Raw genomic sequence first — 23,457 nt, forward strand, 5'->3', positions numbered from 1 at the left:
TGGCTGAGCAAGCCAACCTGCCCGAGGTCAGGTTCCACCGGAGGAGACGGGGAAATTGGAGTTGTTTCCGGCGGCCGTCGTCTGTCCTCTGTCCTCCTGCATGATGTCCTACGGCCAGTTGTTCCTCGCGGTGGCGCCGGTGATCGCGCTGATCGGGCTGGGCCTGCCGTTGCGGCGGATGAACTGGATCTCGGAGGCGGGGGAGGAGACGCTGCTGAACCTGATCGTGCGCGTGCTGACGCCCTGCCTGATTTTCGAGTCGGTCGTGCGCCGGGCCAGCGTCAGCGGGGCGGGTGATGTTCTCCTGCCGCCGCTGATGGGCTTCCTGCTGACTTCCTTTTCCCTCGGGGTGGGCTGGTATGTGGCGCGGGCGCTCGGGCTGACGATCGGGCACGGGCTGCGGACGTTTGCGCTGGCGGTCGGACTGACCAACTACGGTTACCTGCCGCTGCCGCTGATGGACACGCTGTTCGGCCCGGAGAGCCGGGCCTGGCTGTTCATGCACAACGCGGGCGTCGAGGCGGCCATCTGGACGACGGGCGTGCTGATCGTGACGGGCGAGTCGCCGCGGGCGGCCTGGCGCAAGTTGCTGAACGCCCCGTTGCTGGCGCTGGCGGTGGCGCTGGTGGTGAAGCTCACCGGGGCGGGCGTTTATATACCCGAGGTGGTGTGGACCTTCGTGCATGCCCTGGCCGTGTGCGCGGTGCCGCTGGGCCTGCTGATGACCGGGGCCAGCTTCGCCCCGCACCTGAATGATCCCAAGCAGCTGGCCAATCCGCGGATTATCCTGACCGCGTGGCTGGTGCGGCTGGCGGTACTGCCCTGGGTGTTCCTGCTGGCGGCCCGCTACCTGCCGGTGACTACCGAGTTGAAGCAGGTGCTGGTGGTCCAGGCGGCGATGCCGGCGGCGGTCATCTCGGTGATCGTGGCCCGCATTTATGGCGGGCGGCCGCTCATCGCCGTGCAGATCATCCTCGGCACGACGGCCCTGGCGGTGTTCACGATCCCCGCATGGATCAAGTTCGGGCTGGCCTTCGCGGGGCTGGCGCCGTGAGGAACCGGACCGGCCGGTTTGGTCACGAACCGGGGGACGGGATGGCGGATTGACGGGGCGGGGGGGTTCGGGCTGACTCCGCGACCACCACACCACCATGGAATTTCTCGCTGACCCCCAAATCTGGATATCGCTGCTGACGCTGACCGCGCTCGAGATCGTACTCGGCATCGACAACGTCATCTTCATCTCGATCCTGGCCGGCAAGCTGCCCAAGGACCAGCAGGCCAAGGCCCGCCAGACGGGGCTCATGCTGGCGCTCGTCACCCGGATCCTGCTGCTGTGCAGCATCACCTGGGTCATGAGCCTCACCAAGGTGCTCTTTGTGCTGCCGGTCATGCAGGTGGATGTGACGGGCAAGAGCCTGATCCTGCTGATCGGCGGCCTGTTCCTGATCGGCAAGAGCGTGATGGAGATCCATGAAAAGCTCGAAGGGGAGGACGGCCACGCCACGAGTGGCAGCAAGGGGGCCTCCTTTCAGTCCACGATCATCCAGATCCTCCTGCTCGACATCGTATTCTCGCTCGACTCGGTCATCACAGCGGTGGGCATGGCCAACCAGCTGTGGGTGATGATCACCGCGGTTGTCATCGCGCTGGGCGTGATGCTCGCCTTCGCGGGAGCGATCAGCGATTTTGTGAACCGGCACCCGACGCTGAAGATGCTGGCGCTGTCCTTCCTGATCCTGATCGGCGTGATGCTGGTGGGCGATTCGCTCGGGCATCACATCCCGAAGGGTTACATCTACTTCTCCATGGCCTTCGCCTTCGGCGTCGAGATGCTCAACCTGAAGCTGCGCGCCAAGGCCAAGCCGGTCGAGCTGCATCAGCCGTACCGGTGATGGGGAAAGGGTCGCCGCAAGCGGCGACCCCCCGGTGGCGGCAGCGCCCGGGCCCAGGCCGAGCGCGAGCAAGCTCGCTGGCTCTCTGCGGCGACGGCTCAGACCTTCGGGAGATCGGAGTCGAGCTCGGCGGCGTGCGGGTGGTTGCGCTTGTCCTTGCGCAGGCCGTGGCGCTCGCGGAGGAGGGCGTCGAGCTTGGTTACCAGCAGGTCGATCGACTTGTAGGCGTCGTCGCTGTGGGCGCTGGCGATGAGGTCGGGACCACCGATCTCGATCCGGCCCTTGGCGATGAACTGGTCGGCGTTGCCGCGGGTCTTGTCGTGCTCGAGGTCGAGGCGGATGCGGATGATGTGGTCGTTGTGGCGGAGGAGGCGCCCGGCCTTCTCCATGGCGATCTGGCGAAGGGCGTCGGTCAGGTCCAGATGGACGCCGCGGATGATGAACTTTGATTCGTCGATGGCGTGGGGTTTATCGGGGGTCATACCCAGATCCTGACCCGGCTACCGGGGAAAGGTGGCGTGGAATCGTCGCCGCGAATTCAAGTTGCAGGATTTGGAATATGGCAGATCAGGCGGGCTTGTGCGGGAAAAAGGGCGCGGGTGGCGTGAGCGCGGCCCCGGCCGGAGAGCGAACCCGTGCTTCGCGCGGGTTCCACCTACTTCTTCTTGTTGAGCGCGGCGGTGAACCAGTCGCCGTTGAGGGACTGGGGAGCGGCGGGGGGACGGGGGGGCGGGGTGCTGCGCGGGGCGTTCCGATCAAACCCGCCCGGAGGACGGGTTCCACCTTGGTGTGGCGTCTTCGGGCCGAGCACGGGGTTGCTGCGCATCGAGAGGGCGATGCGTTTGCGGGGGAGGTCGATTTCGGTGACCGTGACCATCACCTTCATCTGCGGCTTCACGACCTCGCCGGGATCCTTCACGAAACTGTCCGCGAGCTGGGAGACGTGCACGAGGCCGTCCTGGTGGACGCCGATGTCAACAAAGGCGCCGAAGGCCGTGACGTTGGTCACGAGGCCGGGGAGCTTCATGCCGGGCTTGAGATCCTCGGGCTTGTTCACGCCCTCCTGAAAACTGAAGGCCTCGAACTTCTCGCGCGGGTCGCGGCCGGGCTTGGCCAACTCGGCCATGATGTCCTTGAGCGTGGGCAGGCCGACTTCGGCGGTGACGTAGGCCTCGAGTTTGATCCGCTTGCGCAGCTTATCCTCGCGGACCAGATCGGCGACCGTGGCGCCGAGGTCGGCGGCCATTTTCTCCACGAGCGGGTAGCGTTCGGGGTGGACGGCGGAGCCGTCGAGCGGGTGGGCGGCGTCGCGGATGCGGAGGAAGCCGGCGGCCTGCTCGAAGGCCTTGGGGCCGAGGCGGGGCACGTCGAGGAGTTCCGCGCGGGTCTTGAACGCACCCTTTTCGTTGCGTCGGGCGACGATGGCGGCGGCGGTGGTGGCGTTGAGGCCGGAGACGTAGCTGAGGAGCTGCTTCGACGCGGTGTTGAGCTCGACGCCGACGCCGTTGACGGAGCTGACGACAGTGTCGTCGAGCGAGCGCTTGAGGGCGGGCTGGTCGACGTCGTGCTGGTACTGGCCGACGCCGATGGATTTGGGGTCCAGCTTCACGAGTTCGGCGAGCGGATCCATGAGGCGCCGGCCGATGGAGACGGCACCGCGGACGGTGAGATCGTGGTCGGGGAATTCCTCGCGTGCGACGTCGCTCGCGGAGTAGATGGACGCGCCGGACTCATTGACCATGACGACCGGGATGTGCGGCGGCAGGCCGAGGGCGCGGACGAAGGACTCGGTCTCGCGGCCGGCGGTGCCGTTGCCGATGGCGACGGCCTCGACGGAGAAAAACTTCACGAAGCCGAGCAGCTTCTCCTTGGCCTCCTCGGCGTGGCGGTCGGGGAAGATGACATCGTTGTGCAGGAGCTTGCCCTGGCGGTCGAGCAGCACGGTCTTGCAGCCGGTGCGGAAGCCCGGGTCGATCGCCATGACGGCCTTCTGGCCGAGCGGGGCGGAGAGGAGGAGCTCGCGAAGGTTGTCGGTGAAGACCTTGATCGCGGCCTCGTCGGCGCGTTTCTTGGACTCGATGCGCATCTCGGTCTCGAGGGCGGGGCAGAGGAGGCGCTTGCAGGCGTCGGTGGCGGCGAGACGGACCTGTTCGCCGCAGGAGGAGCGGTTCTTCACGAAGAGCGGCTCGACCTCGGCGACGGCGGTGAGCTCGTCGGCGAGGGTGATGCGCATGATGACAAACCCTTCCTTCTCGCCGCGGCGCATGGCGAGCACGCGGTGGGACGGGGCCTTGGCGAGGGGCTCGGACCAGTCGAAGTAATCCTTGAACTTGGCGGCTTCGGGATCGGTTTCCTTGCCGTAGAGGACCTTGGACGAGACGGTGGCCGAAGCGCGATAGACGAGGCGCAGTTTTTCGCGGGCCTGGGCGTCGTCGCTCATGCGCTCGGCGAGGATGTCGCGGGCGCCGGCGAAGGCCTCCTCAGCGTTCTCAATCTTGCCCGGGGTGGCCTTGCCGTCGTCGAGGATGAACTCGCGCCCGACGTGGGCCTGGGCGGCGGCGAGGGCGTCGGTGGCCGGATCCTGGGCCCAGAGGAGGTCGGCGAGCGGCTCGAGGCCCTTCTCTTTGGCAATGGTGGCGCGGGTGCGCTTTTTCGGGCGGTAGGGGAGGTAGAGGTCCTCGAGTTTGGTGAGGGTGTCGGCGGCGGCGATCGCGCCCTCAAGCGCGGGGGTGAGGAGGTTGCGTTCCTTGAGCGAGGAGAGGATGGCGGCGCGGCGCTCGTCGACCTGGGCCATCTGCTCGAGGCGGTCGCGGATGGCAGTCACCTGCACTTCGTCGAGCTCGCCGGTGACCTCCTTGCGGTAGCGGGAGATGAACGGCACGGTCGCGCCCTCGTTGAGCAGCTGGGCGGTCGCGGCGACCTGGTGGACCTTGAGCTTGAGCTCCGTGGCGAGGAGCAGGACGTGATCGGGATTGGGCAAAGCCATGAGGGGAAGCCGCCGAGTGGAGCGGGCGGGGCGCCGCGTGCAACCGGGAAATCGCCCCGATGGGGGCAATAATCCAAGCGCCAAAGGCCCATGGCCGAAGCAACCCGATCAGCAAGATTTGAAAGTCGGGCCGGGGTTTTGCACGGGACTCATGAGTGTGGGGATTTATGCGGGGCGACCATTGACGGCGTCCCCCGGCGGGCTTCACTCGCCTTATGGCCAAAAAGCTGAACTGGGGCATCCTCACCACGGGGTGGATCGCGCGGAAATTTGTCACCGACCTGCTCCAGTCGCAGACCGGGCGGCTGGCGGCGGTGGGGGCCCGGCAGCTGGCGGATGCCAAGAAATTCGCCGCGGATTTCGGCGGGGTGCGGGCGCACGGCAGCTATGAGGCATTGCTGGCCGACCCGGAGGTCGAGGCGGTCTACATCGGCACGCCGCATCCGTGGCACGCGGAGTGGGCGATCAAGGCGGCGCAGGCGGGCAAGCACATCCTGTGCGAAAAGCCGCTGACGCTGAGCCTGGCCGACACCGAGCGCGTGCTGGCGGCGGCGAAGCAGCACGATGTGCTGCTGATGGAAGCGTTTATGTATCGCTTTCACCCGCAGACGCGGAAGGTGGTCGAGCTGGTGCGGAGCGGGGCGATTGGCGAGGTGCGGTTGATCCGGGCCTCGTTCAACATCATGATGGGCTTCAACCCGGAGCACCGGATGTTCAAGAAGGAGCTCGGGGGCGGCACGATCCTGGATCTCGGCTGCTACCCGGTCACGTACTCGCGGCACATCGCGGGGGCGGTGCACGGGCAGGATTTCGTCGAGCCGGAGGAATTCCACGGCACCGGGCACGTGCGCCCGGAGGTGGGGACGGATGATTTTGCCACGGCGGTGGCGAAGTTCCCGGGCAACATCGTGGCCGAGCTCTCGTGCGGGGCGACCGTGCTCAACGACAACTCGGTGCAGATCCACGGCACCACCGGGTGGATAGATGTACCCCAGCCCTTCGTCCCGGGCCTGCTCGGGCAGGACGAGAGAATCAGCCTGCACCGGCGCGACGGGGCGACGGAGGAGATCGTCATCCGGAGCCCGGGAGTGGGCTTGTACGCCTACGAGGCCGATGCCTTCGCCGCGACCCTCGCCCGCGGGGCGCGTGAGGTGCCGCTGGCGACGCATGCCGACACGCTGGGCACGGCGCGGCTGCTGGACCGGTGGCTGCGGGAGGTCGGGGTGAGGTATGCCTGACCGTTTCCGCGGAGGGTCGGCCGGAGGACCGATCCTCCCGCAGGCCCGCCGTTCATCGCACCGGGCTTGCCGCGGGGGTGGCAGGTGCCCCACAATCCCGGCCAATGAAATTTCGTTCCCTGTGCACCGGTGCGGCGCTGGCGGCCGCGATCACCCTGAATCTGGCCGCGACGTCGGCGATCACCCGGGAGGCGGTCACGGCCGAGCGGATCGCCGCCGAATCGGCGAAGGCCAACGCCTTCTTCGACCGGGTGTTTGACGAGAGCGTGGACCGCAGCCCGCTCATGCAGGGCTACCTCGGGCTGAAGAAGGACCAGGACAAGTGGGATGATTTCTCGGAGGCCAACCGGCTGGCCGAGCTGGCGATCACGGTGCGGGAGCTGGCGGCGCTGAAGGCCACGATCGATTTCGACCGGCTGGATGAGCAGACGCAGATGAGCTACCGGCTGTTCGTGACGCAGGCCGAGCAGACTATCGAGGGCTGGAAGTGGCGCAACCACGACTACGTGTTCACGCAGATGGGCGGCCAGCACACCGACGCGCCGGCCTTCCTGATCAACTTTCACACCGTGGAGACCGTGGCCGACGCCCGCGCCTACATCGCCCGCCTGCGGGCAATGCCCCGGATGTTCGACCAACTGATCGCCCGGGCCGAAGCTCAGGCCGCGCGGGGCATCCAGCCACCGAAATTCGTCTATCCGCTGCTGATCGAGTCATGCCGGGAAATCCTGACGGGCATGCCGTTCGACGCCTCGGAGACGAGGAATGTCCTGCTGGAGGACTTCCAGGGCAAGGTGGCGGCGCTCCCCGAGACCGAGGCCGACGTCAAGCCGCAGTTGGTCGACGAGGCGCGGACGGCGCTGCTCGGGTCGGTCCGGCCCGCCTATGAGAAGCTCATCGCGCTGTTCGAGGCGCAGGCGAAAGTCGCGACGGACGACGACGGTGTCTGGAAGCACCCCGAGGGGCGCGACTACTACAACTTCATGCTACGCAGCCACACGACCACGGCGCTGAGCGCCGACGAAGTGCATACGCTGGGCGTGCGGGAAGTTGCCCGCATCCATGCGGGGATGATGGCGATTGCGCGGCAGACCGGTTTCACGGGGGATTTGGCGGCGTTTCTGAAATTCATGCGCGACGACCCGCAGTTCAGCTACCCGAGCACCGAGGAGGGCCGTGCCGCCTACATCCAGCGGGCGGAGGCGGCCATCGCCACGATGACGGCGCGGCTGGATGAGTTCTTCGGCGTGAAGCCCAAGGCCCCGCTGGTGGTGAAGAAGGTCGAGCCCTTCCGCGAGAAAGGCTCGGCCGCGGCGTTCTACAACCAGCCATCGGCGGACGGCTCGCGGCCGGGCATCTATTACGTCAACACCCACGACATGCGCGGCCTGCCGATCTGGGAGCTGGAGACGCTGGCGCACCATGAGGCCATCCCCGGCCACCACATGCAGATCGCGATCGCGCAGGAGCTCGAGAACATGCCGAAGTTCCGGCGCTTCGGCGGCTACAACGCCTACGCCGAGGGCTGGGCGCTGTATGCGGAGTATTTCCCGAAGGAGTTCGGTTTCTATGCGGATCCGTACCAGGATTTCGGCCGGCTCTCGGACGAGCTGCTACGCGCCGTGCGCCTGGTGGTGGACACGGGCGTGCACGCCAAGGGCTGGACGCGGCAGCAGGTGCTGGATTACTTCGGCGCCAACACGGCCGCCTCGGCGGTGGAGACGCTGGCCGAGACCAACCGGTACATCGTGTGGCCGGGCCAGGCCACGGGTTACAAGGTCGGCATGCTCAAGATCCTCGAACTGCGGGAGCAGGCTAAGGCCGAGCTGGGCGCGAAGTTCGACCTGCGGGCGTACCACGACCTCGTGCTGAAAAACGGGGCGCTGCCGCTGAACCTGCTCGAGGAGAATGTACGGGCGTGGATCGCGGCGCGGAAGCAGGGCTGAGCCGGGGTGCGGATCCGTGGCCGGGGCCGACCTTGGTCGGTCCTTTCCGGGCTGGTACCCAGGGCCGCTTTAACCACAGATAGACCCAACGAACACAGAGCGATCGGATCGGCGCTTCACCCCGAAGAACTCATCGTCCGGTCGCCCCCCCCATACCCATGATCCTCTCCCTTCGACTTCTCCCGCTCTACCTCAGCCTGATGGTCTTTGCCTCCGGCGAGGCGCCGCCGTTGGCTACGGGCCTGTTTGATGAAGCCCAGTTTGCGCGGATACGGTTCTTGGAAGGTCGCTGGAAGGGCATCGGTCCCGACGGAAAGGAGTTCTTCGAGGAGTATGTTCTGACCGGTCCGACGCGGTTCGAGGCGAACCGGCATGGCGACGCCAGCTTCAGCGAGCGCAAGGACGGCAGCACGGTGACGCTGCAGGACGGCGTGATCCTCTCGACTTGGGGTCGGTATACCTGGAAGGCGGTGTCGCTGACCGATACCAAGGCCTGTTTCGAGCCGATGAACGCCCCGAGCTCGTTCTGTTGGGAGCGGATCTCGCCGGAAACGGTCACGGTCACCCAGCGCTGGAACGGGGAGGATGGCAAGGAACAGTCCTATGTGTTGACGCTGACACGGGTGAGCAAGTGAGGCCGCGAAAGGATCCCAAAGCCCGGACCAGCATACCGCGAAGGGCGGGCAGAGTGGGAATAGGGCGGCTGTGATCCGCTGGACCATCCGGTGAAGCGCGGCCGGCAAACGCCAGCAGGCCGGTCGGAGACCGGCCCTACGGCAGGCCCAGTTCGCGGATCAGCCAGGCCATCCGGTCGGCGGCGACTTCGGGTGGGTGCAGGCCGTGGTCGGCGGCGTAGGTGGCCATGTGCTTGCGCGGGCCGGCGGCGGCGTAGAACTCGGCGGCCTCCTCGGCGGTGACGTAGAAATCCTTCGCTGCGAATTGGAAAAACACCGGCGCGGGCGCGAGGCGGCCGACGAAGTTCACCGGGTCCAGCGGGGCGAGCTGGGCGGAATAGGCCGCGAGATCCTTGGGTTGCTGGCGGAAGAGGAACCAGTCGATGAAGTGGGGCGTGGGGGCCAGGAAGACATAGGTCCGGGCGCGGCGGTCCTGGGCCTCGGCGATCATCCCGTACATGGCGCCGAAATCGTGGGCGACGAAGGCAACGCGGGCAGGGTCGATGCCGGGCTGGGCGAGGAGCAGGTCCATGGCGCGGCGGAGTTCGATGACCTGGCGGACCGCGTGCGCATGGTCCTGCTCGGGGACTCGATTTTTGTACCAATCGGGCTGGGCCCACATGCCCTCGACCAGTAGGGACACCACGCCGCGGCCGGCGAGGGCAATGGCCTCGGCGAGGAACTGCGTGCGGTTGGTCGTGGCCGGGTCGCCGAGCCAGTGGACGTAGAGGATGGCGGCGTGCGGGCCGGCGGAAGTGACTGGGGAAACGACGTAGGCCTTCACCGGCTGGCCGGCCGGGGTGAACGTGATGTCACGGACCAGGGCGGCGCCGCGGGTTTCGCGCCCGGCCTCCTGCACGTTGAAGGAGGCGGTGCGGTCGTAGGCGAAGATAGCGGGGTCGGGTTCGGCGGCAACGGCGGAGGACCCGCCTACGCAGATGGCCACGGCGAGGCTGCGCAGGAGACCGAGGGAAAAGAACGACGCGCGGTGGGCGGAAGACGAAGGGCGGTTCATGGGCGGGTGGTTAGGGTAACACCGCGGGGCAGACAATCCCGTCGCGATGAAGGGCGGGATACGTGCGACGGGCGGAGGGGGCCACTCCGGGCCGGTGCCGAAAAACCTGCCCGGAGGTCAGGTTCCACCGGGCGACACCCGGCGAAGGTTGTCGCAGACGATGGCGGCGGCCGTGGCGGCGTTAAGGGATTCGGCGCCGCCATACTTGGGAATGGTCACGAAATCCGTGACCAAGGGTCGGACGGCGACGGAGATCCCGCGGCCCTCGCTGCCGATGACCACGATCGCGTCGCGCCGAGGTTGCATGGAGTGCACGTCCGCGCCCGACAGGTCGCAGCCGAGCACCGGGGCGGTCACGCCGGCGAGGGCGTCGGCCAGCGGCGCGGTGTGGCAGGTGACGCGGGCGAAGGAACCCATGCTGGCGTTGATGACCTTTTGGGAAAAGAGGTCGGCGGAGTCGGGGGAGAGTAGCACGCGGTCGAAGGCGAACCAGTCGGCGAGGCGGAGGAGCGTGCCGACGTTGCCGGGGTCCTGGATACCGTCGAGGGCGAGGGTGAGGCCCCGGTTGAGGACGCCGGCGGCCAGCGGGGGGCGGTTGATTGTGCCGACGGCGAGGACCGTCGACGGGGTGGGATAGTGGCTGAGGCGCGCCATCTCGGCCTCGGTGATGCTGGTCGCTTGGAGGCGGGGTGCCCTCACCCCGCGGGATGCGTCATCCGGAGCCGATGCCTTGCGGGGTGGGGGCACCCCGCCTCCACCGGTCCATGCGTCCGTGGCGTAGAGTTCCGTGAACGGAAATCCGGCGGCGAGGAGCTCGCCGACGACCTTCTCGCCCTCGACCACGAAGAGACCGAGAGACTCGCGGGACTTCTTCTCCTGCAGGGAGCGCAGGCGCGTGATCTCGGCTTTGGGGAGCGGCATGACCGCGAGCAAACAGGGCGGGTGGGATTTGGCAACTGTGGCGGCGGGAGGGATCTGCGTGATTAAAAGGGGGGCGGGCATTGCGAGGCGGGCCCGCGCGCACGGGTTTTGTGACGGCCGTGTTTCGCCGGGGTAACGTTTTGGCGACGCCACGGGTCGCGCGTTGACCGCGGAAAAAATGTCCGTGCAGGTTCACCCCACACCTTATGCACACCACGACTCCACGCGCGGGATTCCGCGCTTTTTCCCTGTTTATGCGCGCCGCGGTTGCGGCGCTCGCCTGCACCGGGCTCACCCTGGCGGCCCAGACCGCCGGCTCGCTCTCCGGCCGCGTGACCGATGCCTCGACCGGCCTCAGTCTCTCCGGCGCGCGCGTGACCATCGCGGATACGGGACTCGAGACCTTTACCGGTCCCTCGGGTGACTACTCCTTCGGTAGCGTGCCGGCAGGTGCGGCCATCGTGGAGGTCAACTACGTGGGTTATCCGGTCGTTTCCCGTAACGTGGAGATTGGCGGCGTGACACGGTTGAACGTCGTTTTCAACAGCGAGACGGTTGAGCTGGACAAGCTGGTGATCGAGGGCGCCGCGGTCGGCACCGCGCGCGCCATCAACCAGCAGCGCGCCGCCGCCACCTACACGAACATCATCGCCTCCGACGAGATCGGCAACTTTGCCGACCAGAACGCGGCCGAGGCCATCCAGCGCATTCCCGGCGTGTCGCTCTACCGCGACCAGGGCGAGGGCCGCTACATCGTGCTGCGCGGGCTCAACTACACCTTCACCTCGGTCAAGGTGAACGGCGGCTCCTTCGCTGGCGCCGACCTCGGCGAGCGCGCCACGGCGCTCGACGTGATCCCCGCCGATGCGCTCTCCGCCATCGAGGTCACCAAGGTGCCGACGCCCGACATGGATGGCGAGGGGCTGGGCGGACAGGTGAACATCCGCACCAAGAGCCCCTTTGAGTCCGATGGGCTGGCGGCCAGCTTCTCGGCGCAGGGCCAGTATGCCGACCAGAGCGGCGAGTATTCCAAGAAATTCAATGGCTACGTCTCGCAGTTGTTTGGCGCGGACAAGCAGTACGGCTTCCTCATCGCCCCGACCTGGCAGGAGCGCAAGTTCGGCTCGTACAATTTCGAGAACGGGGGGGCCTGGTTGTCGCCCGCCGACAACGGCACGGCCTTCTATACCATGTCCGAGCTCGCATTCCGCGATTACGTGATCAATCGCGAACGTTACGGGGTGAATGCCGCCTTCGAGGCCCGCCCGGACAGCACCACCTCCTTCTACGTCCACGGCGGCTTCAACCGCTTCACCGACACCGAGAGCCGTCATCTCACGCTTTTCGACTTCACCGAGGCCACCCTTAATCGAAGCTCAGTGACGGCGAACTCGGCCACCTACACGGGCATGCGCCGCTACGCCCGCCGGCTCCGCATCCGCGAGAAGGATCAGGATGTGACCACGTTCAGCGCCGGCGGCGCGAAGCAGCTCGGCGCCTGGAAGGTTGAGGTGCAGGCCGGGTACACCAAGGGCGACGAGCGCCGGCCCGACGAGCTTACCGCGCGCTTCCGCCGCAACACCCGCGACACCTCCGTCCGTTACGACACGGACGGCGCCTACAACGTCAGCGTCACCCAACTGGCCGGCGCGAGTTTCTTCGAGCCCTCGTCCTACGCCTACCAGCGCATCGACCTGGTTAACGAAAGCGGGTCCGAGACCGAGACGGATCTGGGTTTCCATGCCCGTTATGATTTCACCGGCCGTCCGGCCTACCTGAAGTTCGGCGCCCTGTTCCGCGCCAAGGAGAAGGAGTCCGAAGGCGAGGCTTACGAGCTCGGCTCCGCCCCGGCCACCTTCACCTTCGCCAACCTGGCCGAGCCGGCCAGCGATTATCCCTACCTGCGGGTCCCGCGCATCAGCACCGCCGCCGTCAAGGAGGCGTTTTATGCCAACCGCGCCGGCTTCACCGGGGGCCGCGTGTTTGAGGACAGCGAGTTTGAGGATTTCTCCCTCAACGAGGATGTGCTTTCCGGTTACGTGATGGGCGGCTCGCAGTTCGGCCAGCTCAATGTGCTCGGCGGCGTGCGCGTGGAGCGCACGGAGTTCGAGACGACGGGCAATGAGCTCGATCTGGTCAACGAGGTTTCCACGGCCCGCACGGCGAAGCAGAGTTACACGAACGTGCTGCCCGGCGTCCACTTCCGCTACGACCTCACCAAGAGCGTCGTGCTGCGCGCTTCCTGGTCGAACTCGCTCGCCCGGCCGTCCTTCAGCGACACCGCCTTCCGCTCGCTGGTGAACAGCGATGATTTCGAGATCACCCGGGGCAACCCGGCGCTCGACGCGCTCGAGGCGACGAACTGGGATGCGTCGGTCGAGTACTACCTGCCCTCGCTGGGCGTGCTCTCGGCCGCCGTGTTCCACAAGGAGATCGAGAACTTCTCCTATGAGTACGAGGACCCGTCCCCGCTGGTGATCAACGGCGACAGCTACGACCTGACCACGTACGCCAACGGATCCGACGGCAAGATCACGGGCCTCGAGCTGGCCTACCAGCAGCAGCTGCGGATGCTGCCCTCGCCCTTTGACGGACTCGGGCTGATGGCGAACATCACCTTCCTCGACAGCAAGGCGGACTACCCGACGCGCCCCGGCGAGAACGTGCCCTTTGTCGGCCAGAGCGACCGCACGGGCAACCTGGCGCTCACTTACGAGAAAGCCGGCCTGTTCCTGCGTCTCGCGCTGAATTTCCGCACGGAGCGCCTGCGCGAGGACGAGCCGATCGGTGGCGCGGCCTGGCAAGACATCTACGTCGACGACTTCAAGCAGCTCGACCTCACCGCCCGTTACAAGTTGACCAAGAACTGGGAGCTTTACGGCGAGATGCTGAACCTCACCGACGAGCCCTTCCGTGTCTACCTGAACAGCCCCGGCACGACGCAGGGGAAGCGCCTCGGCCAGGTGGAGGAATATGGCTGGAGTGCCAACTTCGGCGTCCGCTGGAAACTCTAAGACAAGTTTGGCCATCCGGGCCGGTGGGTGCAAACCTGCCGGCCTGCGGCGTTTTCGCTCAAAGGCAGGAGCATGCTTCTCGGTGATGCAGTCTTTTGCTGGCGGCGAATGATCCTGAGTCGCCTGCGAGCAGGCTCCTATGACCAATCCCCTACCAAATGAACAAAGCCCTTTCTCTTTTTGCTCTCCTGTTGGTGTCTCTGATCGCGGCCCGTGCCCAGCCGGACGGCCATCTCCCGTTCCGACCGGATCTGGCCGCGGGCGCCGCCTACCGAATCGAGGCGAGCGCGCTGCACCCGACGCAGTTTTCCCATGGCTGGCGCGAGGTCGTTTACAAAGCGGCCAAGATCAACGCCATGACACCCGCGGAGGTGAAGGCCTACCTCATCGACAAGGACGTGCCGGTCGTCATCGGCCCCGGCGGCGTGCCCTACATGACCGACGGCCATCACACGCTGCGCTCGCTGCTGGAGTCGAGCGCGCCGGACAAGACCGCGTATGGCCACATCCTCGCCAACTGGTCGGCCCTGCCGCCGGAAGAATTTTGGTCCCGCATGCAGGCGAACAATTACACCTACCTGCAAGATGCCGCCGGTCAGGTGCAGCCGCCCTCGGCCCTGCCGGCGAGCCTGCTTGTCATGCAGCGCGATGCCTGGCGCGGGCTCGCCTGGGGCGTGATGAAGGCGAACGGCTTTCACGAGCGGAAAGATATATACTTCCAGGAGTTCCGCTGGGCAGATTATTTCAGGACGCGGATCCAGTGGGATGACGCGGACGACGATGCCTTCGATGACGCGGTGAAGGCCGCCTGCGTGCTGGCCCAGGCCCCGGCCGCCGCGGCCCTGCCGGGCTATCGGACGACGGCGGTCCACCCCCGGGTGATCACGGAGCCGGCGAAGCATGACACCGACGACCCGGCCATCTGGATCAACCCGGCGGATCCGGCGCAGAGCCTGGTGCTCGGCACGGACAAGAACTCCGACGGCGCGTTGCTGGCCTATGACCTTGCGGGCCGGATCGTCCGCTCCGTAACCGGACTCAAGCGGCCCAACAACGTGGATCTGGTCAGCGGCTTCAAACTCGGCGGCCGCACGGTGGCCATCGCGGTTGTCACCGAGCGGGAAATGAAGCGCCTGCGGGTCTTCACCGTACCGGATCTCGCCGCCGCCGACCGGGGCGACCTGGTGGTGTTTGGCGGTGACCCGGAGCGCGCCCCGATGGGCGTCGCCCTGTACCAGCGGCCCCGCGACGGCGCGGTGTTTGCCATCGTCGGCGGCAAGTCCGGTCCGGCGGAAGGTTATCTCGCGCAATACCGGCTGGAGGATGACGGCACCGGCCAGGTCAAGATGACCCTGGTGCGCGAGTTTGGGGCCTACAGTGGCCGGGCCGAGATCGAGGCGATCGGCGTCGATGCCGAGCTTGGTTTTATCTACTATTCCGACGAGACCTTTGGCGTGCGCAAATACGCCGCCGATCCCGATGCGCCCGACGCGAACCGGGAGCTTGCGCTCTTTGGCACCACCGGATTCGCCTCCGATCACGAGGGCATCTCCTTCTACAAGCGTGCGGACGGCACCGGATATCTGCTGGTGTCCGACCAGCAGGCGCATCGGTTTCAGATTTTTCCCCGCGAAGGTGTCGCCGGGCGACCACACGAGCACCCGATGATCAAAGCCGTCGACGTGGCTGCCATTGAGAGCGACGGCAGCGAGCTCACCTCGACAGTGCTGCCGGGATTTCCCGGCGGCCTTTTCGTGGCGATGACGGAGGGCAAGGTGTTCCACTTCTACGCGTGGGATGACATCGCCAAGGCCGCGGGGTTGGAGTGAGGGGAGTTAGGGCCGGACTTTGACCGGTCCGGCACGGCATTTGCGGGCTTTCCAAAGTGCTGCGGATTCCTAGGTTCGCGGCATGAAACGTTATGCCCCCTTGGTGGCCCTCGCGCTTTGTCTGACCCTGCTGAGCCTGCCGTTGCTGGCGCAGGGCACGGCGAAAGCCGAGACCAAGACGGCCAAGACGCCCGGCCTGGAACTGGCGGCGATGGCCACGCAGGTCACGGGTATCGCCATCTCGCCTCTGCTGGGCGTGAGCGCCGTGGGTGCGTACCAGTACTTCAAGGCGGCGACCCCGGAGGAGAAGGCGGCGCTGCCCTGGTTTGCCAATCCGTCCTTCTGGGCGCTGGGCGTGCTGATGGTGGCGGCGGTGGCCTTCAAGGACGCGGCCGGCGCCACGTTGCCCCCGGGCTGGAAGAAGCCGTTGGATGTCCTCGAGACGATTGAGAACAAGGCCAGCGGGCTGGTCGCGGCCGGCGCGGTTATTCCCTCGCTGATCACCTTTGGGTCGAAACTCTTCATGGATTCCGCCGGGTTCGGTGGCACGGTGGAGCTGCATTACACTGGTCTGGCGATGCTGCCGGTGGCGTCCATCGACACGGGCTGGCTGCTGAGTCTGCTGATGGTGCCGCTGTCGGTGGCGGTTTTCGCCGTAGTGTGGCTGACCGCGCATGCGATCAACGTGTTGATCCTGCTCAGCCCCTGGGGCGCGATCGATGCGGCGCTCAAAGGCGTGCGCACGGGCGTGCTCGGGCTGGTGACCGCCACGGCTTGGATCGACCCGGTGGTCGGCGCGACGCTGTCGGTGGTGATCATCATATTCGCCTATTTCACGGCGGGCTGGGCGTTCCGGCTAATGACCTTCGGCTCGGTGTTCTGCTGGGATTTCTTCACGGTGCGGCGCAAGCGGTTCAAGCTGCTGGCGGACGGCAACAAACTGTTTACCGGCGCGGAATTTGAAGGCGTGCCCCCGCGCACCTACGGCCGGCTGCATCAGGCGGCGGATGGCGGCCTGACGCTGAAGTTCCGGCCGTGGCTCGTGTTCCCGGCGCGCGAGGTGCCGGTGCCGCGGGCGGGTCTCGTGGTTGGGCGCGGGGTGTTTTTTTCCGAGGTGCTCGGGCACGACGCGAAGCGGGACCAGAACCGCACGCTGCTGCTGCTGCCGCCGCGTTACCTGGGACACGAGGAACTCTTCGCCCGCACCTACCATATCTCCGGCACCTGCGAGGTCGGGTTGCGCAAGGCCTGGAGTTGGATCAAGGAAGCGGTGGGCTTGGGCACAAAAAAGACCGCCACCACGGCGGTCTGAGGGGCCGGCCGGGTGGCGTCAGTCGGCGGATTTCGAACCGCGCAGCAGGCCGCCGGCGCCGATGGCGGTGACGACGATGCCGCCGAGGAGCAGCCAGATGCTCTCGTCGGTGGGCTTGCCGGTGAAGAGGCGGGAGAACTCGGAGCCGAGGGACTCGGAGGCGCTGAGGCCGTAGATCAGGAGCAGGATGCCGATGACGAGCACGGCGAGGGAAAGGGTCTTATTCATGGGAATTGCGGTTGGAGGAGGAGGGGGGGAAGGGAGGCAGGAGTGAAGCGACCGGGTGCCGGGCGGGGCGCGCCGTCGTGCGGAGCACGGATTTTCCGGCAGCGACCAGGGCCTTGCGGCCGAGGGGACGGCCAGGTGTGACAGGCGGCTTTGATGGCGATTGGTCCGGAGGGGGCATCAGGAGGAGGCGGGCATGAAATGCGGCCAACCGGTAAGTTGGCCGCAGAGGGAGGCAGGAGGCGAAGCGGATCGATCAGGCCTTCGCGACCGTCATGTTGTTGGTCACGGAGAGGACGCCGCGGACATCCTGGGCAAGCTTGGTGACGAGGGACTTCTCGGCATCGGAGGCCGCTTCGCCGGAGATGACGGTGGCGCCATCGTTGGTGGTGACCTTGGTCTTCAGCATACTGGTGGACTTGTGGCTGAGGAGGGCGAACTTCACCTGACTGGTGATCGAGGCGTCATCCATCTTCTCGCCCATGGTCTGCTTGGCGCCGGGGGACGGGATGGACGGATCCTTGATGGTGATCTCGTTCTTCACGGACTTCACGCCGTCGATCTCCTGGGCGTAGATCCCGGTGAGTTCCTTCTGGGCCAGGTTGTCGGCCGTGCCGCCGAGGGTGGCGACGCCGTCCTTGACGTCGACCGTGGTGGTGGCGGCGCTGACGTTGCCCTTCACGAGCAGACGGCCGCGGATCTTGAGGGCCATCCAGCCGTCGGACTTCTCGGGGTAGGTGGACTTGACGGTGATCTCGTTGCGGACGCTGGTGACGCCGGGGAGGTTTTCCACGGTATCGACGGCGAGGGCGCGGTCGTCCTTGTCCTGGACGGTGCCGGTGAGGGTGACGATGCCGTCCTTGGCCTTCACCTTGACGTGGTCCTCAAGGACGGTGCGGTAGTTGTAGGAAGCCTCGGCGGCCTCCTCGATCTTGCGGTCGGTGGCGGCGGAAGCGAACATCACGGCGGGAGCGGTGACGAGGGCGAGGAGAACGGACAGATGTTTGTGTTTCATAAGCGAGCCGGGACAATACGCGTTCCACGACGGGGCGGGTATGGGGCGTTGCCCTACTCGCCAGCGGCCATAAAAACCCCCGGCCCGGGCGGGGCGGGTCGGGCCATGAGGCTCAGATGATGGTGAGCTGCACGCTGCTCTCGATGATGCCGTTGGCGATGGCGTAGCGGGTGAGGCCGGCGGTCTCGTGGATGTTGAGCTTGTCCATGAGGTGCTGGCGGTGCTTTTCGACGGTCTTGATGCTGATGCCGAGCGCGGCGGCGACCTGCTTGTTGGCCGAGCCCTCGGCCACGAGTTGCAGGACCTCGGTTTCACGGGAGGTGAGACGATTGCCGTGCGCCTTGGGGCGGCCTTCACGATCGCGGGGCCGGGCTTGGCTGTCGCGGAGCCGTTTCGCGATGGAAGGACTGAAAAAAGTGCGACCGAGGGCGACCTCGCGGATGCCCTTGGTGAGGATCTCGGCGGAGGTTTGCTTCTCGATGAAGCCGGCCACACCAGCTTCGGTCATGCGCTCGACGTAGACGTCGTCGCTGTGGGCCGAGAGGATGACGACCCGAGCGGTGGGGTTGGCGGCGAGGATCTGGCGGGTGGCCTCGAGGCCGTTAAGCACGGGCATGGCGATATCCATCAGGATGACGTCGGGTCGGAGGGTCCGCGCCAGCTCGACCGCTTCGCGGCCGGTGCGGGCCTCGCCGACGATGTGAAAGTGGCCGTCCATCTTGAGCAGGCCGCAGAGGCCCTGCCGGACGATGGCGTGGTCCTCGGCCAGGAGGATGGTAATTTTCTGATCGGTGATCATGGGGAGGGGATTTCCGCGGGGAAAGGGAGCTCGGCGCGCACAGTGGTGCCCTGGCCAAGGGCGGATTCGATCGTGAGGCTGCCGCCGACCATCTCGACGCGCTCACGCATGCCGACCAGGCCGAGGCGCTTGTGGCCCTTGGCGCCGAAGACCTGCTGAACCGGGAAGGATTTCCCGTTGTCCGCGATTTCCATCCGGATCGCGGCGGGCAGGCGGCTGATGGTCAGCCGGACGTGGGTGGCGCGGGCATGGCGGGCGACGTTGGTGAGCGCCTCCTGGGCCACGCGGAAGAGCACGGTGCGTTTGTCGCCGGCGAGGGTCTCGACGCCGCCGAAGGCGGTCAGGTGGATCCGGAATTTCTTCCGCTCCGCAAGGCTCTCGCAGTAGGTGCGCAGCGCCGGGATCAGACCGAGGTCGTCCAGCACGGCGGGGCGGAGCTCGCGGGCGAAGCGGTGTACCGCCTCGACCGAGTGCTCCACGAGCCGCTGGGTGCGGGTGATCTTGTCCTTGAGGTGGGGCAGGTCCGGGGAGTTGCCGTAAGTCAGGGTGGAGAGCTCGACATTGATGCCGACGAGAATCTGCACGACCTCGTCGTGCAGCTCGCGGCTGATTTTTTTGCGCTCCTCCTCCTGGGCGGTGAGAATCTGGCGGGTGAGCTGACGCAGGCGCTTCTGCATGATCTGGGACCCGAGGAAGAGGGTTTGGTAGTGGGCGCGACCCTGGCGCACGGCAGTCTCGCTGGTCTCGCGGCGCGCGACCTCGCGCTCGAGACGGCGGTTGGCCTGGGCGAGGGCGGTGGTGTGGGCGTGGAGGGTGGCGTTACGCTGCTGTAGCTGGGTGTTGATCTCGCGGCGGGAGCGTTGGGACACCTCGAGCGGGATGAGGGCCTCGGTGAAAAACGCGCCTGCCTGGAAAAGGGCGCCGTTGCGGATGCGGGCGAAATCAAAGGATGGGGCGAGGGCGACGACCGCCTGCTGGTGCATGATGGCCAGGTCGAGGGTGACCATGCCCTTGCCGAGGGCGGCGTGCCCGAGGTTCCGGGCCGCGGCAGCCGGTTCCGGGCCGGGATTGGCGAGGTGGGTACGGAGGGCGGTAAGGTAGCGTGCGGACAGGCGCGCGCGGCCCGCCTTCATGGCCCGGGCATCCCGTTCGAACTTCCTGAGTGGGGTGTTCACATTCCCTCCGTTGGCTTGAGGATGGCACGGGCAGGGAATCGCCGGGGTGGCGAGGCCTCCGTCAGTGACATTAAACGCGCGGGCCTGATGGATAGCGATAAGGGATTCGCCGGCCCGCCGGCGGGCCGGGGCGGGTCAGTTGGTTGTACTGGCCTTGACCTTGCCGCAGGCGTCTTGCGTCCGGACCCAGGCGAGGCCGACCTGGTCCTTCAGTTGGTCCCAGTTTTCGCGGTCGGCGTTGATGAGGTCGTCGCTGCTGGACATGAGGTGGATCCGCGACCGGGCCAGTTCCTGCATCGCGAAATCCCAGGCCTGGGTGCTGATGTTCTTGGCACCCATGGTTGTGCGTTTGGCATTCAGGGCGGCGATCTGGGCATCCACGTGGTCCGCGAGGCCGGGCAGGCCGGCGTAGAGCACGGCGCGGTTGTCGTAGGTGCAAACCTTGAGGGCGGTCCAGAGGTCGGCCGGAGCGGCGGCGGGTGCGGGAGGTTTATCCGCGCCGGGGACCAGGACCGGAGTGAGGAGGGAGAGAAGGCAGACGAGCAGGGCGGAAGGCGTCGGTTTCATGAAATCAGGCGGTTGGGGGTGGAGTGTGGCGAGGCGGGGGCGCGGGCTCAGTCCCCAACGCGCTGGAGCAAGCCGGCGGGGCGGGTGGATTCAAACCAGGACGGGGTCGGCGAGCTGCCGGTTCCGGCCTGGTTGGCGTAAAACGGGACCACGAGCAGGCGGAGATTTTCGCGGGCGCGGGCAACGCGGCTTTTGACGGTGCCGATGGTGATGCCGAGCAAGCCGGCGATTTCGCGGTAGGAGAGCTGGCGCACGTTGCGCAGCTGGAGGATTTCCCGCTGGGCGGGTTGCAGCCGGGCCATGCAGCCGGCCACGATCACGGCAAACTCGTTGGTCGCGGCCGCGTGGGCCGGGCCGGGCTCGTCGCAGGCGACGAGATCGGCGAAGCTGGCGCGACTGGTGTCGCTGAAGGAGGCGTCGAGCGGCAGGGTGGCGTGCCGCTGGCGGCGCGAGAAATACCAGTAGCGGTTGCGGGAGAGATTCAGCGCGATGCGGTGCAGCCAGGCGGCGAGGGAGGCGTCGCCGCGGAACTTCGCGAGGGCGCGGTGGGCGCGGATGAAGGTGTCCTGCGCGATCTCCTCCGCGTCGGCGTGGTTGCGCAGGACGAGCACGGCGACCCGATGCATCTTGGCGTGGTAGCGCCCGACGATCTCCACAAAGGCGGTCTCGTCGCCGGAGTTGAAGCGGTGCACGAGACCGGCGTCATGCTCCGCCTCCGTGCGGGCCCGGGCGGCGTCGGCGGCGCGTTGCAGGCTGGGGGCGGAGGGGACTAGAGTGGAATAGAGGGCAACCATGGGCGGAGACTACCGGCAAAGTCCGGCGGGCAAAATGGGGTCTAGTGCTACTCGCGCCGGGCGGCAGTGAGGCCGCGGACCGCGCCGAGAACGACGGGGGCCCAGCGCAGGAGCGTGCCCAGCAGGCGCGGGCGCGGGGCGGGGGAGCGCTTGAGCAGCAAGCCGAGCGGGATCGCGGCGAGACCGGCGAAGGGAGCCACGCCGCGCCACAGGTCCCGCAGCCGATCCAGCCAGGCCACGGGCCGGAGCGCGCGGGTGGCGAGCGCGGCCGCGAGGGTGCGCCGGCCAGCGATGCGCCCGCGCAGCGCGGCCTTGTGGGCCGACAGCCGGCTCAGTTCCCGGTGCGAATACATGCGCGATCCTCCTTCAGCTCCTGCAGGGTGGCGGCGAAGGGCTGCGGCTGGCGGGCCAGGAAGCGGCGGAATGCGATCACGATGACCGCGAGTGCGCCGGCGTAGAGCAGGGTCAAGCCGCCGAGGGCGGCGAGCCGGGCGCTCTCCCAGAAAAGATACACCACGGTGAGGCTGGCGAAGGCCAGCGTCATCATGGCGGTGAACACGGCCGCGCTGATCCAGAGGAAGATCAGGATCAGGCGGAATTTTTCCTCCTGCAACTCGACCGAGAGCAGCTCGAGCCGATCCTGGAGACCGGCGACGAGGGTGTCGCCGAGCAGGCGGAGCGAGTCGAGCAGGCCCGGCGGGGAGGGGGGAGGGGTCGGGTCCATGGGGACGGGGAAGGGCAACGGCAGGCGCCGTCGCCCGCGGGGGTTACTGGCTGCGGCGGCCGAGGAGGACGCCGACCAGAAGGCCCACGCCAGCTGCGACCGCGAGGGATTGGTAAGGATGGGCGCGGATCGTCTCGTCGGTGTATTTCGCCCCGGCGACGACGTTCTTCTTGGCGCCGGCGTAGAGGACGCCGAGTCGTTCCTGGGCGGCCTCGTAACGGGTACGGAGGGCTTGCAGGGCCTCGCCGGAGTGCTCGGTGACGGAGGACTCGAGCATCTGCTCGGCCTCGACGACGAGGGTGCGGAGATCGTTGAGCAAGTCGGTGGGGGTGGCGGATTCGGCGGTGTGGCGGTTTTTCATGGGAGGGGAGGTTGGATTAATAGTCGGACCTGGTTGCCGGCTGGCGAAGTTGCCGCGGCGTAGAGGTCCCACGCCCGCAGCATACCGGCGGGCCGGGGTGGCGGCTATGGGGTGTTCAGGGCACAGGCGACGGGCGCGGGCCGGATGCGGGCGAAAAAAAGGCCGTCCCATCGGACGGCCTCGTTGATCCGAGCGCAGGCAACCGGCTCAGGTCTTCATTATGTTGCGGCCGGCGGGGCGGTTTTTGACCGGGCCTTTGCCGCCTTTGGTTTTGGCGGCGCGATTCTTGGCGGCGGTCATGCGACCGCCTCGGGATTTTTTGGACATGGGATGGGGGTGGGTTGGTTGACGGCTGAGGGAATGCCGCAGCATGCCTGAAGCACCGGCCGCGGGACATACCGGGAAACCCTACCCGGACAAAGGCGCAGGGGCCGGTAGGCTTTGACCCCATGGTTCGGATGGCGGGGTTCGGGCACACTCATCGCTTCACCCCCTGCCAGTTCAACCCTCCGACATCCGGTCCTGCCTTATGAAATCCCTCCTGTCCTCCTCCCTCCCGACGTGGATCCGCTCCACGGCCGCACTGCTCGCGCTCTCCTTTGGTCTGCACGCCATCGCTCCGTCCGCGCTGGCCGGCCCGATCTCCTCTGTCGAAATGCTGGCCGGATCCACCCGCACGGCCGACCTCGCCAAAATACAGCAGGCCCTGGAGCACAAGGTGGTCAACCAGCGCCTGGGTGAGCTCGGCTTCACCTCGGCGGAAATCCAGCTGCGCCTGGCCCAGGCCAGCGACGCGGAGCTGCACCAGCTCGCCACCGAATCCGAAAAGGTGATGGCGGGTGGCGTGACCGGCCTGTTGATCTCGCTGCTCGTGATCATCCTGCTGGTGTTTTTGATCCTGCGGGTCAGCGAGAACGGGACCCTGCCCGCTGCGCACGGTCTGCGTGCGGACCAGATGATGGCCTGA

22 protein-coding genes are annotated in these 23,457 nt (G+C 66.9%); 9 read left to right on the forward strand and 13 right to left on the reverse strand.

Features of this window, described 5'->3' with window-relative positions; genetic code table 11:
* Window positions 1-100: 100 nt before the first annotated feature.
* Together Verru16B_RS07305 and Verru16B_RS07310 are read left to right on the forward strand one after the other, a co-directional pair.
* Window positions 101-1,054, forward strand: a complete 954-nt coding sequence (locus Verru16B_RS07305) for an AEC family transporter (RefSeq protein ID WP_069961663.1) — start codon at window positions 101-103, stop codon at window positions 1,052-1,054.
* A 97-nt stretch (window positions 1,055-1,151) separates the two neighbouring features.
* A complete protein-coding gene (locus Verru16B_RS07310) occupies window positions 1,152-1,895 on the forward strand; it encodes a TerC family protein (protein ID WP_069961664.1) in 744 nt (247 codons plus the stop codon).
* A gap of 98 nt (window positions 1,896-1,993) precedes the next feature.
* Here Verru16B_RS07310 and hpf read toward each other — a convergent pair whose 3' ends face one another.
* The gene (gene hpf, locus Verru16B_RS07315) at window positions 1,994-2,377 is read right to left on the reverse strand and encodes a ribosome hibernation-promoting factor, HPF/YfiA family (RefSeq protein ID WP_069961665.1); all 384 of its coding nucleotides are present in this window, start codon (window positions 2,375-2,377) and stop codon (window positions 1,994-1,996) included.
* A gap of 173 nt (window positions 2,378-2,550) precedes the next feature.
* Window positions 2,551-4,881: a Tex family protein gene (locus Verru16B_RS07320; protein WP_069961666.1), complete on the reverse strand. Its 2,331-nt coding sequence runs from the start codon at window positions 4,879-4,881 to the stop codon at window positions 2,551-2,553.
* A gap of 215 nt (window positions 4,882-5,096) precedes the next feature.
* On the opposite strand from Verru16B_RS07320, the gene Verru16B_RS07325 reads away from it, so the two are divergent.
* The 3 genes from Verru16B_RS07325 (at window position 5,097) to Verru16B_RS07335 (ending at window position 8,700) form a co-directional block, all read left to right on the forward strand.
* Window positions 5,097-6,119 (forward strand): Gfo/Idh/MocA family protein, encoded by a 1,023-nt coding sequence (locus Verru16B_RS07325; protein WP_069961667.1) that lies wholly within the window; start codon window positions 5,097-5,099, stop codon window positions 6,117-6,119.
* Window positions 6,120-6,223: 104 nt separating this feature from the next.
* A complete protein-coding gene (locus tag Verru16B_RS07330; protein WP_069961668.1) occupies window positions 6,224-8,065 on the forward strand; it encodes a DUF885 domain-containing protein in 1,842 nt (613 codons plus the stop codon).
* 158 nt (window positions 8,066-8,223) lie between these two features.
* A complete protein-coding gene (locus tag Verru16B_RS07335; RefSeq protein ID WP_069961669.1) occupies window positions 8,224-8,700 on the forward strand; it encodes a hypothetical protein in 477 nt (158 codons plus the stop codon).
* A gap of 136 nt (window positions 8,701-8,836) precedes the next feature.
* Here Verru16B_RS07335 and Verru16B_RS07340 read toward each other — a convergent pair whose 3' ends face one another.
* Both Verru16B_RS07340 and Verru16B_RS07345 read right to left on the reverse strand, forming a co-directional pair.
* On the reverse strand, window positions 8,837-9,754 hold the full coding sequence (locus Verru16B_RS07340; RefSeq protein WP_069961670.1) for an alpha/beta hydrolase family protein: 918 nt from the start codon (window positions 9,752-9,754) through the stop codon (window positions 8,837-8,839).
* Window positions 9,755-9,871: 117 nt separating this feature from the next.
* On the reverse strand, window positions 9,872-10,675 hold the full coding sequence (locus tag Verru16B_RS07345) for a TrmH family RNA methyltransferase (RefSeq protein WP_069963656.1): 804 nt from the start codon (window positions 10,673-10,675) through the stop codon (window positions 9,872-9,874).
* Window positions 10,676-10,929: 254 nt separating this feature from the next.
* On the opposite strand from Verru16B_RS07345, the gene Verru16B_RS07350 reads away from it, so the two are divergent.
* The 3 genes from Verru16B_RS07350 to Verru16B_RS07360 all read left to right on the forward strand — a co-directional run bounded on the left by Verru16B_RS07350 (window position 10,930) and on the right by Verru16B_RS07360 (window position 16,830).
* Complete coding sequence (locus tag Verru16B_RS07350) at window positions 10,930-13,689, forward strand: TonB-dependent receptor (protein ID WP_069961671.1); 2,760 nt, start codon at window positions 10,930-10,932, stop codon at window positions 13,687-13,689.
* A gap of 158 nt (window positions 13,690-13,847) precedes the next feature.
* Window positions 13,848-15,518 carry a phytase gene (locus tag Verru16B_RS17795; protein ID WP_083270182.1) on the forward strand — a complete coding sequence of 557 codons (1,671 nt, stop codon included), beginning with the start codon at window positions 13,848-13,850 and terminating at the stop codon, window positions 15,516-15,518.
* An 82-nt stretch (window positions 15,519-15,600) separates the two neighbouring features.
* A complete protein-coding gene (locus Verru16B_RS07360) occupies window positions 15,601-16,830 on the forward strand; it encodes a hypothetical protein (protein ID WP_069961672.1) in 1,230 nt (409 codons plus the stop codon).
* Window positions 16,831-16,848: 18 nt separating this feature from the next.
* Here the strand turns inward: Verru16B_RS07360 and Verru16B_RS07365 are convergent, their stop codons facing one another.
* From Verru16B_RS07365 to Verru16B_RS07405, 9 genes are all read right to left on the reverse strand, one after another.
* Complete coding sequence (locus Verru16B_RS07365; RefSeq protein WP_069961673.1) at window positions 16,849-17,058, reverse strand: DUF3185 family protein; 210 nt, start codon at window positions 17,056-17,058, stop codon at window positions 16,849-16,851.
* A gap of 253 nt (window positions 17,059-17,311) precedes the next feature.
* Entirely contained in the window at window positions 17,312-18,070 is a 759-nt protein-coding gene (locus Verru16B_RS07370) for a BON domain-containing protein (protein WP_069961674.1), read from the reverse strand.
* A 112-nt stretch (window positions 18,071-18,182) separates the two neighbouring features.
* Entirely contained in the window at window positions 18,183-18,869 is a 687-nt protein-coding gene (locus Verru16B_RS07375; protein ID WP_069961675.1) for a response regulator, read from the reverse strand.
* A complete protein-coding gene (locus Verru16B_RS07380) occupies window positions 18,866-20,044 on the reverse strand; it encodes a sensor histidine kinase (RefSeq protein WP_157772324.1) in 1,179 nt (392 codons plus the stop codon). The genes Verru16B_RS07375 and Verru16B_RS07380 overlap by 4 nt, the downstream gene beginning before the upstream one ends.
* A gap of 135 nt (window positions 20,045-20,179) precedes the next feature.
* The gene (locus Verru16B_RS07385) at window positions 20,180-20,611 is read right to left on the reverse strand and encodes a hypothetical protein (RefSeq protein WP_069961677.1); all 432 of its coding nucleotides are present in this window, start codon (window positions 20,609-20,611) and stop codon (window positions 20,180-20,182) included.
* A gap of 47 nt (window positions 20,612-20,658) precedes the next feature.
* Entirely contained in the window at window positions 20,659-21,405 is a 747-nt protein-coding gene (locus Verru16B_RS07390; RefSeq protein ID WP_069961678.1) for an RNA polymerase sigma factor, read from the reverse strand.
* 47 nt (window positions 21,406-21,452) lie between these two features.
* Window positions 21,453-21,758: a hypothetical protein gene (locus tag Verru16B_RS07395; protein WP_069961679.1), complete on the reverse strand. Its 306-nt coding sequence runs from the start codon at window positions 21,756-21,758 to the stop codon at window positions 21,453-21,455.
* Window positions 21,737-22,129 (reverse strand): phage holin family protein, encoded by a 393-nt coding sequence (locus tag Verru16B_RS07400; RefSeq protein ID WP_069961680.1) that lies wholly within the window; start codon window positions 22,127-22,129, stop codon window positions 21,737-21,739. The genes Verru16B_RS07395 and Verru16B_RS07400 overlap by 22 nt, the downstream gene beginning before the upstream one ends.
* 43 nt (window positions 22,130-22,172) lie before the next feature.
* Window positions 22,173-22,490: a glycine zipper domain-containing protein gene (locus Verru16B_RS07405; RefSeq protein WP_069961681.1), complete on the reverse strand. Its 318-nt coding sequence runs from the start codon at window positions 22,488-22,490 to the stop codon at window positions 22,173-22,175.
* Window positions 22,491-23,019: 529 nt separating this feature from the next.
* Between Verru16B_RS07405 and Verru16B_RS07410 the strand changes: the two genes are divergently transcribed.
* Window positions 23,020-23,457, forward strand: coding sequence for a PA2779 family protein (locus tag Verru16B_RS07410; protein ID WP_069961682.1), 438 nt, complete (start codon window positions 23,020-23,022; stop codon window positions 23,455-23,457).

It is taken from the genome of Lacunisphaera limnophila, from assembly GCF_001746835.1.
Classification (GTDB): Bacteria; Verrucomicrobiota; Verrucomicrobiia; order Opitutales; family Opitutaceae; genus Lacunisphaera; species Lacunisphaera limnophila.

What these genes read in the sequence shown, in the direction of transcription:
- Verru16B_RS07305 (WP_069961663.1), top strand. Translation starts at nt 101, where the DNA reads ATGATGTCCTACGGCCAGTTGTTCCTCGCGGTGGCGCCGGTGATCGCG.
- Verru16B_RS07310 (WP_069961664.1), top strand. Translation starts at nt 1,152, where the DNA reads ATGGAATTTCTCGCTGACCCCCAAATCTGGATATCGCTGCTGACGCTG.
- hpf (WP_069961665.1), bottom strand. Translation starts at nt 2,377, where the DNA reads ATGACCCCCGATAAACCCCACGCCATCGACGAATCAAAGTTCATCATC.
- Verru16B_RS07320 (WP_069961666.1), bottom strand. Translation starts at nt 4,881, where the DNA reads ATGGCTTTGCCCAATCCCGATCACGTCCTGCTCCTCGCCACGGAGCTC.
- Verru16B_RS07325 (WP_069961667.1), top strand. Translation starts at nt 5,097, where the DNA reads ATGGCCAAAAAGCTGAACTGGGGCATCCTCACCACGGGGTGGATCGCG.
- Verru16B_RS07330 (WP_069961668.1), top strand. Translation starts at nt 6,224, where the DNA reads ATGAAATTTCGTTCCCTGTGCACCGGTGCGGCGCTGGCGGCCGCGATC.
- Verru16B_RS07335 (WP_069961669.1), top strand. Translation starts at nt 8,224, where the DNA reads ATGATCCTCTCCCTTCGACTTCTCCCGCTCTACCTCAGCCTGATGGTC.
- Verru16B_RS07340 (WP_069961670.1), bottom strand. Translation starts at nt 9,754, where the DNA reads ATGAACCGCCCTTCGTCTTCCGCCCACCGCGCGTCGTTCTTTTCCCTC.
- Verru16B_RS07345 (WP_069963656.1), bottom strand. Translation starts at nt 10,675, where the DNA reads ATGCCGCTCCCCAAAGCCGAGATCACGCGCCTGCGCTCCCTGCAGGAG.
- Verru16B_RS07350 (WP_069961671.1), top strand. Translation starts at nt 10,930, where the DNA reads ATGCGCGCCGCGGTTGCGGCGCTCGCCTGCACCGGGCTCACCCTGGCG.
- Verru16B_RS17795 (WP_083270182.1), top strand. Translation starts at nt 13,848, where the DNA reads ATGAACAAAGCCCTTTCTCTTTTTGCTCTCCTGTTGGTGTCTCTGATC.
- Verru16B_RS07360 (WP_069961672.1), top strand. Translation starts at nt 15,601, where the DNA reads ATGAAACGTTATGCCCCCTTGGTGGCCCTCGCGCTTTGTCTGACCCTG.
- Verru16B_RS07365 (WP_069961673.1), bottom strand. Translation starts at nt 17,058, where the DNA reads ATGAATAAGACCCTTTCCCTCGCCGTGCTCGTCATCGGCATCCTGCTC.
- Verru16B_RS07370 (WP_069961674.1), bottom strand. Translation starts at nt 18,070, where the DNA reads ATGAAACACAAACATCTGTCCGTTCTCCTCGCCCTCGTCACCGCTCCC.
- Verru16B_RS07375 (WP_069961675.1), bottom strand. Translation starts at nt 18,869, where the DNA reads ATGATCACCGATCAGAAAATTACCATCCTCCTGGCCGAGGACCACGCC.
- Verru16B_RS07385 (WP_069961677.1), bottom strand. Translation starts at nt 20,611, where the DNA reads ATGAAACCGACGCCTTCCGCCCTGCTCGTCTGCCTTCTCTCCCTCCTC.
- Verru16B_RS07390 (WP_069961678.1), bottom strand. Translation starts at nt 21,405, where the DNA reads ATGGTTGCCCTCTATTCCACTCTAGTCCCCTCCGCCCCCAGCCTGCAA.
- Verru16B_RS07395 (WP_069961679.1), bottom strand. Translation starts at nt 21,758, where the DNA reads ATGTATTCGCACCGGGAACTGAGCCGGCTGTCGGCCCACAAGGCCGCG.
- Verru16B_RS07400 (WP_069961680.1), bottom strand. Translation starts at nt 22,129, where the DNA reads ATGGACCCGACCCCTCCCCCCTCCCCGCCGGGCCTGCTCGACTCGCTC.
- Verru16B_RS07405 (WP_069961681.1), bottom strand. Translation starts at nt 22,490, where the DNA reads ATGAAAAACCGCCACACCGCCGAATCCGCCACCCCCACCGACTTGCTC.
- Verru16B_RS07410 (WP_069961682.1), top strand. Translation starts at nt 23,020, where the DNA reads ATGAAATCCCTCCTGTCCTCCTCCCTCCCGACGTGGATCCGCTCCACG.